General features: G+C 29.6%; 16 protein-coding genes. 10 read left to right on the top strand and 6 right to left on the bottom strand.

All coding sequences use genetic code 11. From position 1 onward, the window contains the following. Positions 1-195 precede the first annotated feature (195 nt). Complete coding sequence (gene rpsT / locus ACIJYA_RS07280; protein ID WP_435086042.1) at positions 196-456, bottom strand: 30S ribosomal protein S20; 261 nt, start codon at positions 454-456, stop codon at positions 196-198. Positions 457-506: 50 nt separating this feature from the next. Beyond that, complete coding sequence (mutM, locus tag ACIJYA_RS07275; protein ID WP_435088451.1) at positions 507-1,370, bottom strand: bifunctional DNA-formamidopyrimidine glycosylase/DNA-(apurinic or apyrimidinic site) lyase; 864 nt, start codon at positions 1,368-1,370, stop codon at positions 507-509. Between the two features lie 31 nt (positions 1,371-1,401). Here mutM and ubiE point away from each other — a divergent pair, with 31 nt between their 5' ends. From ubiE to ACIJYA_RS07245, 6 genes are read left to right on the top strand one after another with little or no spacing between them, the layout of a single operon-like run. Beyond that, positions 1,402-2,106: a bifunctional demethylmenaquinone methyltransferase/2-methoxy-6-polyprenyl-1,4-benzoquinol methylase UbiE gene (ubiE, locus tag ACIJYA_RS07270; protein WP_435088450.1), complete on the top strand. Its 705-nt coding sequence runs from the start codon at positions 1,402-1,404 to the stop codon at positions 2,104-2,106. After that, on the top strand, positions 2,106-3,674 hold the full coding sequence (gene ubiB, locus ACIJYA_RS07265; protein WP_435088449.1) for a 2-polyprenylphenol 6-hydroxylase: 1,569 nt from the start codon (positions 2,106-2,108) through the stop codon (positions 3,672-3,674). Before ubiE ends, ubiB begins: the two co-directional genes overlap by 1 nt. 8 nt (positions 3,675-3,682) lie before the next feature. Continuing rightward, positions 3,683-4,882 (top strand): bifunctional phosphopantothenoylcysteine decarboxylase/phosphopantothenate--cysteine ligase CoaBC, encoded by a 1,200-nt coding sequence (gene coaBC / locus ACIJYA_RS07260; RefSeq protein ID WP_435088448.1) that lies wholly within the window; start codon positions 3,683-3,685, stop codon positions 4,880-4,882. Further along, the gene (gene dut, locus ACIJYA_RS07255) at positions 4,882-5,319 is read left to right on the top strand and encodes a dUTP diphosphatase (RefSeq protein ID WP_435088447.1); all 438 of its coding nucleotides are present in this window, start codon (positions 4,882-4,884) and stop codon (positions 5,317-5,319) included. The genes coaBC and dut overlap by 1 nt, the downstream gene beginning before the upstream one ends. After that, positions 5,316-6,071, top strand: a complete 756-nt coding sequence (locus ACIJYA_RS07250; RefSeq protein WP_435088446.1) for a HesA/MoeB/ThiF family protein — start codon at positions 5,316-5,318, stop codon at positions 6,069-6,071. Before dut ends, ACIJYA_RS07250 begins: the two co-directional genes overlap by 4 nt. Then, positions 6,062-6,514 (top strand): SH3 domain-containing protein, encoded by a 453-nt coding sequence (locus tag ACIJYA_RS07245; RefSeq protein WP_435088445.1) that lies wholly within the window; start codon positions 6,062-6,064, stop codon positions 6,512-6,514. The genes ACIJYA_RS07250 and ACIJYA_RS07245 overlap by 10 nt, the downstream gene beginning before the upstream one ends. On the opposite strand, the gene ACIJYA_RS07240 is transcribed toward ACIJYA_RS07245, so the two are convergent. The 4 genes from ACIJYA_RS07240 to ACIJYA_RS07225 form a co-directional block, all read right to left on the bottom strand. Further along, positions 6,507-7,100, bottom strand: coding sequence for a DUF3501 family protein (locus tag ACIJYA_RS07240; protein WP_435088444.1), 594 nt, complete (start codon positions 7,098-7,100; stop codon positions 6,507-6,509). The two genes, ACIJYA_RS07245 and ACIJYA_RS07240, sit on opposite strands and share 8 nt — an antisense overlap. 2 nt (positions 7,101-7,102) lie before the next feature. Further along, positions 7,103-8,434: a (Fe-S)-binding protein gene (locus ACIJYA_RS07235; protein ID WP_435088443.1), complete on the bottom strand. Its 1,332-nt coding sequence runs from the start codon at positions 8,432-8,434 to the stop codon at positions 7,103-7,105. A gap of 60 nt (positions 8,435-8,494) precedes the next feature. After that, positions 8,495-8,911 (bottom strand): rubrerythrin family protein, encoded by a 417-nt coding sequence (locus ACIJYA_RS07230; protein ID WP_023649160.1) that lies wholly within the window; start codon positions 8,909-8,911, stop codon positions 8,495-8,497. Between the two features lie 106 nt (positions 8,912-9,017). Then, positions 9,018-9,446, bottom strand: a complete 429-nt coding sequence (locus ACIJYA_RS07225; protein WP_435088442.1) for a Fur family transcriptional regulator — start codon at positions 9,444-9,446, stop codon at positions 9,018-9,020. Positions 9,447-9,540: 94 nt separating this feature from the next. Between ACIJYA_RS07225 and fabA the strand changes: the two genes are divergently transcribed. From fabA to ACIJYA_RS07205, 4 genes are read left to right on the top strand one after another with little or no spacing between them, the layout of a single operon-like run. Further along, on the top strand, positions 9,541-10,041 hold the full coding sequence (fabA, locus tag ACIJYA_RS07220) for a bifunctional 3-hydroxydecanoyl-ACP dehydratase/trans-2-decenoyl-ACP isomerase (protein WP_435088441.1): 501 nt from the start codon (positions 9,541-9,543) through the stop codon (positions 10,039-10,041). Further along, on the top strand, positions 10,041-11,252 hold the full coding sequence (gene fabB, locus ACIJYA_RS07215) for a beta-ketoacyl-ACP synthase I (RefSeq protein ID WP_435088440.1): 1,212 nt from the start codon (positions 10,041-10,043) through the stop codon (positions 11,250-11,252). The genes fabA and fabB overlap by 1 nt, the downstream gene beginning before the upstream one ends. 3 nt (positions 11,253-11,255) lie before the next feature. Next, entirely contained in the window at positions 11,256-12,041 is a 786-nt protein-coding gene (locus tag ACIJYA_RS07210; RefSeq protein ID WP_435088439.1) for an enoyl-ACP reductase FabI, read from the top strand. 22 nt (positions 12,042-12,063) lie between these two features. Then, on the top strand, positions 12,064-13,716 hold the full coding sequence (locus ACIJYA_RS07205) for a sulfotransferase (RefSeq protein ID WP_435088438.1): 1,653 nt from the start codon (positions 12,064-12,066) through the stop codon (positions 13,714-13,716). Positions 13,717-13,722: the final 6 nt, after the last annotated feature.

The following is a 13,722-nucleotide window of genomic DNA, read 5'->3' as shown; positions in this document are numbered from 1 at the left end:
ATTAATAAAAAAAAAATTAATCTATTTTCTAAATAAATATTTTTTTTAAATCAAACACAGATTGAATCGTTTATAGATTGAATCATAAAAACTATCTTTATTTAATAAATCTAGATATGGTTAAAATTAAAACTTTATTAATAGATGATGTGAATACTTGAGGTTGTTTCTGTACAAGCTTATAAAATTTTAAATTTATATTGCAGAAATCTTTTTGGATATTCTAGAAACGTTTCTTGATGCATTTTGTTTCTTAATAATCCCTGTCTTGGCAATTTTCATTAGTTCAGAATTCAATTTAGGCAAGAATTTTAGAGCTTCATCTTTTTTTTTATCATCAATTAAAAGGTTCATTTTTTTTAAAGCATTTCTAAATCTGCTTTTTCTAGCCTTATTAACAGCCGTTTGCTTAGATATTCTTCTAATTCTCTTAATTGCTGATTTTGTGTTTGCCATATCCGCAGGGGTATAGCTTGAGAATTTATGGTGGTCAATAAAATAATTGGCTATTTTTGACAAGAATCACAAAAAAAAGTTGATCTATTGGAGATTATTTTTTTTTTAATAACATTAGAACATCCTAAATTTTTACACCGTTTTCCCTCTTGATGATAAACTTTGAATTCATTCTGAAAACCACCTTTTAATCCCGAGGTATCCTTAAAATTTCTAATACTAGATCCACCCTTGCTAATAGCTTTGAGTAGAATTTTTCTACTGTTATTTATAATTTTTTGACATTCTTTTTTACTTAATAATTTTACTTTTTTAAATGGATTTATTTTGCTTAAAAATAGAATTTCACTAGCATAAATATTTCCTATTCCTGAAACAAATTTTTGATCAAGTAAAAAATTTTTTATATCTTTACTTTTTCCTTTAAAAAAATTGTAAACATAAGTTAGATTAAAACTCTTATCAAAAGGTTCAGGACCCAAATGATAAAATCTTTTATTCAAGTCTAGATTATTTTTTATTAATTGGAAAAAACCAAATCTTCTTGGATCATTATAAATAATCCTAAATTTTTCAAAAATTAACTCAACATGATTATGTTTTTTTGGTAAAAAAGGAGAATTATAAAAACTAGTATTTGTAGGTTTGTTAACTAATTTATTATTTACTATGTGTATTGTTCCTGACATGCCAAGATGAATTAAGCAATAATTTTCTCTTGGTAGATAAATGATTAAATATTTAGAGAATCTTCCTACTTTAATTATTTTTTTATTTTGAAAATAAGTAGCAAAGTTTGGTGGAATTTTTAATCTTAAATTTCTATTTCGTATTATTACTTTTTTAACCTTTTTTTGTTTGATCTTTTTATGAAGAGATTGTCTTACAATTTCTACTTCTGGTAATTCTGGCATTTCACACTATATTGAATATATATTTTTTTTTATGCAACAATATCTTCAAAATAAAAAAGGACTAGTAGAAGGTGTATTTGATCAGGTCTATAGTAAATATGACCTAATGAATGACTTTATGTCACTCGGTGTTCATAGATTTTGGAAAAAAAGCTTAATAAATATGATGAACCCATCTTTAAATAAAAATTTCATCGATGTTGCTTGTGGAACAGGTGACATAGGCAAACTCTATTTAGACAGCACTGATAAAAATGGTAGAATTACTTGTGTGGATCCCAACAAAGGAATGGTAAGCCAAGGTAAACAAAAGCTCTCTAGTTACAAAAATATTAACTGGGTTATTTCTCCTGCAGAACAGCTTCCCTTCGAAGACAATAAATTTGATTTTTATACTATTAGTTTTGGACTAAGGAACACAAAAGATTTAAACAAAGCTCTTTCTGAAGCATATAGAGTTTTAAAACCAGGTGGAAGGTACTTGTGCTTAGAATTTTCAAAAATACAGAACTCAAATCTTGATTTTTTTTATAAAAATTATTCAAAATTAATTCCAATCATTGGTCAATTTGTAGTTGGTGAAAAAGAGCCGTATGAGTATTTAGTTAAAAGTATAGAACAATTTATTAATCAGGAAGAATTAATTGAATTAATGAAGAACAATAGCTTTCAAAAATGCTCTTACAGAAATTTTTCTGGAGGGATTGTTTCAATTCATAGTGGATGGAAATATTAATGATTAAAAAATTTATAACTTTATTTAAGTTAGGAAGAAAAATTGCTAAATCTGATATACTAAGTATTGCTTCAAAATTCCAAAAACCACCTGCTATAATAACAATATTATTTCAGCTGTTATCAATTTCTTTTTCTAAGAAAAATCAGCAAAACCTAAGTTCTAATGAGGGAGAAAGATTATCTAATTCTTTAGAGTCTATGGGCACCACATTTATAAAACTTGGCCAATTTTTAGCAACTAGACCTGATATTATTGGTGAAGAACTATCAACTAAGCTTGAAAATTTACAAGATCGCCTTCCACCTTTCTCTATAAGCCAAGCAAAAGAAATAATTAAAAGAGATCTTGGTGAGGACACATATAATTCAATAATAGACTTTAGCGAACCTGTTGCAGCTGCCTCGATTGCACAAGTTCACAAAGCTCAAATTAATGACAATGGAACTATTAAAGATGTGGCAATAAAAATTTTAAGACCGAATATTAAGAAAATATTTAATGAAGAAATTGACGCAATGATGTTGTTTGCTTTTATAATTGAGTCTTTTGTAAAAAAAACAAAAAGATTAAAGCTTGTTGAGGTTGTATTTTTATTGAAAGAGATAACAAATCTTGAAATGGATTTAAGGTTTGAAGCAGCTGCAGCAAATGAATATGCAGAAAATACTAAAAACGATGCAGGATTTAGAGTACCACAAATTTATTGGAACTTTACAAGTGAAAATGTAATGACTCTCGATTGGATTGATGGCATATCAATAAGAGAAACTGAAGAATTAAAAAATAAAAATTTAGATACAAATAAAATTGCAGAAGACATTATTCAACATTTTTTAAGACACGCAGTAAGAGATGGTTTTTTCCATGCAGATATGCATCAAGGAAATATTTTTATTGATAACAATGGTCAGATTGCCCCTATAGATTTCGGTATAATGGGTAGATTAGACAAAGTAAGTAAAAGATTCTTAGCAGAGATTTTATTTGGATTTATACAAAGGGATTACAGGAAAGTAGCCGAAGTACATTTGGTAGCTGGATTAGTTCCAAATAATGTTCCAATTGACGATTTGGCTCAAGCTCTAAGATCAATAGGAGAACCTATATTTGGTCAAGCAGTTAAAGATATATCGGGAGGCAAATTACTAAAACAATTATTTGATGTAACTGAGAAATTTAATATGCAAACCCAGCCTCAATTATTAATGTTACAAAAAACTATGGTTGTAGTTGAAGGAGTTGCAAGAAAATTAAACCCTAATACAAATATATGGACAACGTCCAAGCCTGTACTTGAAAGCTGGTTGAGAGAAACTAAAGATCCAATTAATGCGATCACAGATACTCTGAACAATACATCGGAGGTTATTAAAAGATTGCCAGAATTTCCTGAGATCATGGATAAAGCTAATCAAGCTTTAACATTTTTAGCTAGTGGTCAAATCCCACAAAACTCAAATTCTTACACTGCCTTAAATAATAAAAAATCTGAAATGACTGCTTTTAGAAACCAATCTATTATTGGTTTATTAGTTCTTGTAATTATAGGGTTATTGGTATTTTAATTCGGCAAATGAAAAATCTGTTGGACAAAAAAATTCTTTATATAATTTGTGGTGGAATCTCTGCTTATAAAAGTCTCGAAACAATTAGAATTTTCAAAAAAAATGGAGCACAAATAAAAACAATTTTAACCAATAGTGCTAAAGAATTTATAACTCCTCTTTCTGTTGCATCACTCTCTCAAGGGAAAGTTTATACTGATTTATTTAATATCGAAAATGAAACTGAGATGGATCATATCGCTTTATCAAGATGGGCAGATGTAATTTTAATTGCACCAGCTACAGCAAATACAATTTCAAAATTAGCTCAAGGTACAACAGATGATTTAGCTTCAACCGTTGTACTTGCATCAAATAAAGAGATTTATTTAGCACCGGCTATGAATGTAAGAATGTGGGAACATCAATCAACAAAACAAAATTTACAAAAACTAATAAATTATGGTTACAAACTTATTGGTCCAGAAATTGGAGAAATGGCTTGCGGGGAATACGGTGAAGGAAAAATGTCTGAACCTGATAAAATTTCAAATGAAATAAACAATTATTTTTTAAATCTTAAAAAAAATAAAAAATTAAAAGCACTAGTTACAGCTGGTCCAACAAACGAATACATTGATCCTGTAAGATTTATTACAAATAAATCTAGTGGTAAACAGGGATATGAAATTGCTAAATCTTTATCTAAAAAAGGTTTTGATACAACTCTTATTTCAGGACCAACTAATTTAAAAATTGATGATGATATTAAACTTATTGAAGTTGAAACAGCAGATGAAATGTTATTAGAAACTCAAAAAAACTTACCCACTAATGTAGCAGTTTTTTCTGCAGCAGTAGCTGATTTTAAAATAAATAAAAAATTTAAAAATAAAATTAAAAAACATGAATCATTAAATTTAAATTTAGAAAAGAATGTAGATATATTGAATTATATTTCAAACCATAATTCAATGAGACCAGAACTTGTTATAGGATTTGCAGCTGAAACAAATGATGTTGAAAGAAATGCAGAAAAAAAATTAAACAATAAAAATTGTGACTGGATAATTGCAAATGATGTGTCTAATAAAAAAATTGGCTTCAGCTCTGATTTTAATGAAGTAACGATCTACTATAAAGATAAAAATAAAGAAAAACTTTCATATAAAAAGAAATCTGAAATATCCGATGAAATAGTTGATAGAATAATTAATCAATTAAATTAATGACAAAAGTTCTTATAAAAAAATTAGACTCATCTGTTGAGCTACCTGCCTATAAAACTAATGGAGCATCAGGTATGGATTTAATGGCTTTTATAAATGAGCCAATAACACTAAAACCACAGAATTCTTGTTTAGTTCCAACTGGCATTTCTGTTGCATTTCCTAGTGAGTTTGAAATTCAAATTAGACCAAGATCTGGTTTAGCTGCTAAAAACAATATTAGTGTTTTAAATACTCCAGGTACAATAGATAGCGATTATAGAGGTGAAATTAGAGTTATTCTTTACAATCATGGCAATACTAGTTTTGTAATAAATAATAAGGATAGAATAGCTCAAATGATTTTAACTCCTGTTATTAAGATGCAACTAGAAGAAACAGATGCTTTACCTGAAACAGTTAGAGGAGAAGGTGGATTTGGCTCAACTGGAAAATGAGTTTAAAACTTAGTAAAAATCAGCTCGAAAAATATTCAAGACAAATCATTTTAAAAAATATTGGTATTTTAGGCCAAAAAAAAATTTTAAACTCAAAAGTTCTAATAATTGGTATGGGTGGATTAGGATGCCCTGTAGCCGAATTTCTAACCAGGTCAGGTGTTGGATTTCTTGGAATTGTAGATCATGATTTAGTTAGTCTTTCAAATATTCACCGACAAACCTTATATGATGAAAAAGATTTGGGAAAATCAAAAGTTAAGACGGCTAAAAAAAAATTAAATAATATCAATTCTAAAACTAAAATTGATATTTACAATTTAAAATTAAATAAAAAAAAATTTACAAAAATTGTTAAGAATTATGATTATATTGTTGATGGTACAGACAATTTTGAAACAAAATTTTTAATTAACGATATAAGCTTAAAATATAAAAAATTTCTAGTAACTGGGGCTATAAGCAAATTTGATGGACATATATTCACTTTTGATTTCAATAATAAAAAAAATCCTTGTTTAAGATGTTTTTATCAGGAAGAAAGTATTTCTGACGACATACTAAACTGTGAACATGAGGGAATACTTGGAACTATTGCTGGAATCATTGGTACTATGCAAGCTAACGAAATTTTAAAAAAAATTTTAAATGTTGGACAAAATTTAAATGGATTTATTTTAATTATAGATTTTTTGAATTTGAACTTTAGAAAAGTAAAATTTAACAAAAGAAAAAAATGTAAATGCAATTAATACAAAAAATTATTTATACATTATTTTGTTTAACAATTTTAACAATATCCTCTGTTGCTGAAGAAACTTTTGTCTCTTTAAAAAAAAGTAAAGTTAATGTTCGTTATGGTCCTAGCTTTGACTCAGATATAAAATATGTTTATAAAAAAATAAATCTACCGTTAAAGGAAATAGATAAAAAAGATAATTTTAGAAGAATTATTGATTTAAAAAATAATAGTGGATGGATACATGTCTCACAATTAAAAAAGAATAATTCAGTGATAACAACTAAAGATAAAATTTTATTTAAGAAACCATCATCTTTTGCAAAACCAACAGCTCAAATAGAAAAAGGAAGATTGCTAATTGTCGATAAATGTGAAAATAACTGGTGCAAGATCAAATCTGATAGTTATGAAGGATGGATTAAAACTATTGATATTTGGGGCTTAATTAACTAAAGTCTGCTGATAAAGAGCTTAAATTTGCTGCATTTAGTTTTGTTGTATGAGAGTATTCTTTGTGGTCAATCCCAATTTCAACTTCTGCGCCGTTCGATTTAAATTTTTGAATTTGTTCATCATCAAATGTAAAATGTATGAATTGAACTGAAGAAGCCTTTCCTTCTGCAGAAGTTCTATCAACGTCCTCCTCAGGGATTGCCTTAATTGTCTCACCATTAATTTTAATGAAGACTTTTTCCTCTATTCCTCCAACTTTACTTAAGAATGCTGCTCTTGAAATTGGATTGTCAATTTCAAACATTAGTGTAGCTGTTAGCTCTTTTCCATTGGGTATTAGGGGATTATAAGCAGTAAGTTCATCTTTTAGCTGTTCATCACCACCTTTTTCAATGTAAAGCATTTCTTGTACTTGGGCTAACATTGTTTCGTAACTTTCAAAATAAAAAGTTGCATATGGACCTAGTGCTATTCTTCTATCTTTCTTAAAGCTAACAATACTTTTTCTAAGCTCTTTTCTATTTTTTGTATAGACATCTAGAGGCATGATGTCTTTTTTTACAATTTCTTTTTTGTCTCTAGGCATAATCATAACTTATAACTTTTTGCCATTAATTCGATAGGATGTAACGCCTCATCATTAGAAATGTTTGTATCGATTTCTAATTGTTTTAAATGTTTTCCTGCAAGCGGACAATCTGAGGCCATATATTTATTATTTTTATTTTTAATTTGTCTAGCGGTTGGTCTGCCAACTTTATTTGCTAAATCATGTGTATCTTTCATCACACCAAAAGTACCTCCATGACCAGCACATCTTTCAACAACATCTAATTTAACGTTTGGTATAAATTTCAGCATATCTCTTGACTTAATACCCATATTTTGTGCTCGTGCATGACACGCATTGTGAACAGTTACACCACCATCTATTTCTTGTAATCCTTCAGCTAACCCCTCGTTATTTGCTATATCAACAACATACTCATCGATATCCATCACATTTGACGACAATCTTTTTATATTTTCATCTTTAGGTAATAAAAGGGGCCATTCAAACTTTAACATTAGTCCACAGCTAGCTGTTAAAGTTATTACTTTATAACCTTTGTCAGCCCACTCTAATAAATCTTTAGATACTTTTTTTGCTTGTTCAACCACCTTAGGAAGATCTGCTTGCTCTAAGAAAGGCATCCCACAACATCCTGGATAAGCCTCTTGAACTTCAACTCCATTCTTTTTTAAAACTTTTAAAGCCGCAACTCCTGTATTTTTTTTATTAAAATTAACAAAACAAGTCGTATAAATTACAACTTTCCTATCCTTGTTTGAAGTTTCAAAATTTATTTTATCTTTATTTTTTTTAAAGAAGTTTGAAAATGTTTCTGAATTATATTTTGGTAATTGTACTCTTTTATCAATCCCCGAAACAATTTCTAAAATTTTTCTTAGAAATTTATTTTTAATATCAGATACCCAATTAACTAATTTTGAAAACATGACACCAATTTTTGCATTTCTATCTATTTGAGCTAATTGTGTTGGTACACCTGGTAATTTTCCCATTTTTTTTTGAGCTGTTCTGTATCTCAACATTAAATGAGGAAAATCTAGATCAAAATCATGAGGGGGTACGTATGGACATTTAGTCATAAAACACATGTCACACAAAGTACAAGCATCTACAACAGGTTCAAATTGTTCACTTTTTAAACTTTCGACATCCTCATTTTCTGACTCATCAATCATGTCAAACAACTTTGGAAACGAGTCACATAAGTTAAAACATCTTCTGCAACCATGGCAAATATCAAACGCTCTTCTCATTTCAGCATCTAATTTTTCAGGATTTAAAAAATCGGGATGTTCAAAATCTATTGGGTGTCTTATAGGGGCGTCTAAACTACCTTCTTTGCTCATAATTTTTTTGAAATTTTATTGAATATTTAGTGGGCAAATTAATGCCCACTAAAAAATTTATTAACTAATAGACTCTAAAGTTTTTTGGAATTTACCAGCGTGAGATTTTTCAGCTTTTGCTAAAGTTTCAAACCAATCTGCGATTTCCTCAAAACCTTCTTCTCTAGCAGTCTTTGCCATACCTGGGTACATGTCCGTATATTCATGTGTTTCACCTTGTACTGCTGAAGCTAGATTAGCTTTAGTTTCACCAATTGGTAAGCCAGTAGCTGGATCACCTACTTCTTCTAGATATTCTAGGTGACCATGCGCGTGGCCTGTTTCACCTTCTGCTGTTGATCTAAATACTGATGCAACATCATTATATCCTTCGATGTCTGCTTTTTGAGCAAAATAAAGATATCTTCTGTTTGCTTGGCTTTCACCAGCAAATGCCGCTTCTAGATTTTCCTTTGTCTTAGTTCCTTTTAATGACATTTTATTCTCCTTAATTTAATGATGAGAAACATATAATTATTCTAAATTAAAAGTCAACAGTTTAGAACTGTTATAATATATAGCTTAAATAGTTGATTTAATTGAATTAATTTTGATTTTGATTATCACTCGCAACTTTAATCAAAACTTCTACGGATTTTATATGTTTTCCAGGAATATCTTTTTTCAAATTAATAGAATCAATATCATTCTCGTCACAATCGATTAGCTCGTGAGTATCCTCATCATAAAAATGATGGTGAATTGAAGTATTAGTGTCATAGTAAGTTTTATCAGAGTTTATAGCTATTTCTTTTAAATGACCTTTTTTTTGGAAAGCATGAACCGTATTATAGACTGTAGCCAAAGATATTTTTTCATTCATCTCATCTGAGATTTTTTTAACAAGATCATTAATTGTAAAATGGAAGGTTTTATCCCTTAAAAACAATAATTCACAAATTTTTACCCTTTGCTTTGTGGGTCTTAGTCCAATTTCCCTTAATTTATTGATAAAATTGCAGTCTTTTTTCATAATTGTTTATAATAATTCTAAACTAATACTAAAATTATACTGTTTTATTATATTATATTGTCATTAAATCAAGTATTAAGGGTCTTCAAATTTTATGAAAAAAAATTCTTATTCTTACGATGATCTCATAACATGTGGAAATGGTGAGCTTTTTGGCCCTGGAAACGCTAAATTACCACTTCCCCCAATGCTTATGTTTGATAGAATTACCGAAATCAAAGATAATAATGGTGCTTACAATAAAGGTTCTTTAAAGGCTGAATTAGACATTAAAGACGATTTATGGTTTTTCGATTGTCACTTTAAGGGTGATCCAGTTATGCCAGGATGTTTAGGTCTTGATGCAATGTGGCAGCTAGTTGGTTTTTATCTTGGGTGGCTTGGTAACCCTGGAAAAGGTAGGGCTCTTGGAGTAGGTACAGTAAAATTTACAGGTGAAGTTTTACAAAATGTAAAAAATGTAAGGTATGAAATTGATATGAAAAAAATTATGTCTCCAGGAGGTACAACTGTTGGTCTTGCTAATGGAATTGTACTTGCAGATGACAAAAAAATATATTCAGCAGAAAGTTTAAAAGTGGGGTTATTTAAATAATGAGAAGAGTTGTTGTTACAGGTTTAGGAATTGTATCTTGTTTGGGTAATAATCAAGAAGAAGTTCATCAATCTTTATTAAATTCAAAATCAGGAATTTCATTTAGTGAAGAATACAAAGAACATAATTTAAGAAGTCATATACATGGTAAACCAAATATAAATCTTTCTGACCACGTTGATAGAAAAACAATTAGATTTATGGGATCTGGTTCAGCTTATAACTATATTGCAATGAAAGAGGCTATTGCTGATTCTGGTCTTGAAGAAAAGGACGTGAGTAATATTAAAACTGGAATCGTGATGGGTTCTGGTGGACCTTCAATTGAAAACGTAGTTTTATCTGTCGATAAGACTAGAGCAAAAACTCCAAAACTTATGGGGCCATTTGTTGTTCCAAGAACAATGGCAAGTACAGCATCAGCAACTCTTGCTGTACCATTTAAGATAAAAGGTGTGAATTATACAATGAGCTCAGCTTGTGCCACTAGTGGTCACTGTATTGGTCATGCTAGTGAATTAATTCAAATGGGTAAACAAGATATTGTTTTTGCAGGCGGAAGTGAGGAACTACACTGGGCAATGACTGCTATGTTTGATGCAATGACTGCATTGTCTTCAAAATATAATGATACACCAGAAAAAGCTTCTCGAGCTTATGACAAAACTAGAGATGGTTTTGTAATTGCTGGGGGTGGTGGAGTGCTAGTGCTTGAAGAATACGAACATGCTAAAGCTAGAGGTGCTCAAATATACGCGGAATTAACTGGTTATGGAGCAACGTCAGATGGTTACGATATGGTAGCCCCATCTGGTGAAGGAGCTGTGAGATGTATGAAAATGGCTCTTGCAACAGCTAAAAATAAAATTGATTATATAAATACTCATGGAACTTCAACTCCAGTAGGCGATATTACTGAACTAAGAGGTGTTGGAGAAACTTTTGGAGCTGATGTTCCAAAGATAAGTTCAACTAAATCACTATCTGGTCATCCACTAGGTGCTGCATCAGTTCATGAGGCGATTTATTGTTTAATCATGATGAAAAATAGTTTTATTACTGGCTCGGCAAACATTGTGGATATGGATGATGAGGCTAAAAAATTTCCAATTGTAACTAAAACTGAAACAGGTGTAACTTTAAACACAGTTATGTCTAACAGTTTTGGATTTGGTGGAACTAACGCTGCTTTAATTTTTGAAAAGGTTTAAGTTATGAGTTTAATGAAAGGTAAAAAAGGATTAATCATGGGTGTTGCCAATGAAAGATCTATTGCTTGGGGAATTTCACAAAAACTTGCTGAAGCAGGTGCTGAACTAGCATTCACTTACCTTGGTGATGCTTTAAAGAAAAGAGTAATTCCTTTAGCAGAAAAATTAAATTCAAAAACTACATTTAGCTGTGATGTTGAAAAAAAAGAAGATGTAACCAAATTATTTGAAGATGTTAAATCTCAATGGGGTGAAATTGACTTTGTGGTTCATGCAATTGCATTTTCGGACAAATCTGAATTATCTGGTGAATATTTAAACACTACTAGAAAAAATTTTTTAAGAAGTATGTTAATTTCATGTTTTTCATTTACAGAAGTTGCTAAAGAAGCTTCTAAAGTAATGAAAGAAGGTGGAAGTCTAATTACTCTAAGCTATGAAGCAAGCAAAGCTATTCCAAATTACAATGTAATGGGTGTATGTAAGGCCGCTTTAGAATCTAGTGTTAAGTATCTAGCAAGAGATTTAGGTGCTAAAGGCATGAGAGTAAATGCAATTAGTGCAGGACCTATTAAAACATTGGCTGCTTCTGCTATTGGAGATGCAAAATTCCTATATAAGTGGAATGAGGACCATTCTTTCCTTAAAAGAAACGTAGATATTCACGATGTTGGAAATTCAGCATTATATCTACTAAGTGACCTTGCAAACGGTGTTACTGGTGAAATTCACTACGTAGATGCTGGATATAACAAAGTTGGGATGCCTGATCCTAAAAATATCTCGTGAAATAAATATAAATTAAATAAAATTGCTTAAAGCTCCATCAAGAAACCAAATCGATACTCTCTTAAAATACTATCAATCAAAAAATTACATAAAAACTAAAAAATTTGCTTTATCTCTTACTGAAAATTTTCCAAACCATGAATTTGCTTGGAAAATTCTTTCTATTGTGCTTAAAAAAACTGGAAAAATATCTGAGTCTCTAATAGCAAGTGAAAAATTAGTAGAAATAAAACCTCAAGATGCCTTGGCAAATTATAATTTAGGTAACACATATAGAGAACTAGCAAAATTTTCAAAAGCTGAAGAAAGCTATAAGAAAGCTATATCTTTAAAACCAGACTTTTCTGAGGCTTATTACAATTTAGGTATTGTTTCTAAAAATAATTCAAAACTAGAAGAAGCTGAAAAATATTATAAACAAGCAATACACCTACAGCCAAATTTTGCAGAAGCTTATAACAATCTAGGAACGGTTCTTGAAGGCTTACAAAAATTAGATGAAGCTGAAATATGTTACAAAAAAGCCATAGCTTTGAAGCCAAATTTTGCTGAGGCATATAATAATTTAGGAACTAATCTTGAACAACAAGGAAAATTAAAAGATGCACAAATAAGTTATGAAAAAGCAGTCTTAATAAATCCAGGTTTAACTAATGCACATAGACAACTTTCATTGATAAAAAAATTTAATAGTTATGATAAACAATATCATCTGTTACAAAAACTTTATCTGGATAGAAATATTTCAGATGAACAACGTTGTCATATCAATTTTAGTTTAGCAAAAATTCATGATGATTTAGAAAATTTTGAAAAAGCATTTAAACATCTCTCAGAAGGTAACAGGATTCAAAAAAAACTACTAAAATATAATATTAAAAAAGATATAGAACTATTTAATCAGGTTAAATTAAATTTTCAACAGATTGAACAAATTTCACCAAGAATTCAAAAAAATAAAATTGATTTAACTCCAATATTTATAATTGGTATGCCTCGCTCAGGAACAACTTTAGTAGAACAAATTATTTCATCACATTCAAAAGTAACAGGCTTAGGTGAATTGCCTTTTGTTTCACAATTTGGTTATTCAATCACAACAGGTCAAGTGGAGTGTAATGAAGAAACTATATCAAAATTTAGAAATGATTATCTTGAAAAACTTGGAAGTCTCACTGATCAAAATTTAATAGCTACTGATAAAATGCCACAAAACTTTCTATATACCGGATTAATTGCAGCTTCTTTTCCTGAGGCTAAAATACTACATATCAAAAGAAACCCAGCAGCAGTGTGTTGGGCAAATTATAGGCAATGGTTTAAATCAAATGACCTTGGATACAGTTATTCAATTGATGATATCATTGAATATCACAGACTGTATGAAGATCTTATGAAATTTTGGAACTACACACTAAAAAATAAAATTTATAAAGTTGATTATGAAGCTCTAACAATTCATCATGAAGATGAAATAAAAAAATTGATTACATATCTGGGACTTAGTTGGGAAGAAAGTTGTCTTTCACCAGAAGAAAATAGCAGAAGTGTTTCAACAGCCTCAAATATTCAAATTAGAAATAAAATTTTTAAAGGAAGCTCACAAAAATGGAAAAAATACAAACCATTCCTTAATGGTAAACTAGACAGTTTAGATATATTAAAAAACCCCTAAAACTCT

This window comes from Candidatus Pelagibacter bacterium nBUS_29 (assembly GCF_051200905.1).
In the GTDB taxonomy this organism is placed as follows: domain Bacteria; phylum Pseudomonadota; class Alphaproteobacteria; order Pelagibacterales; family Pelagibacteraceae; genus Pelagibacter.
This window is presented reverse-complemented; position numbering and strand designations above follow the sequence as displayed.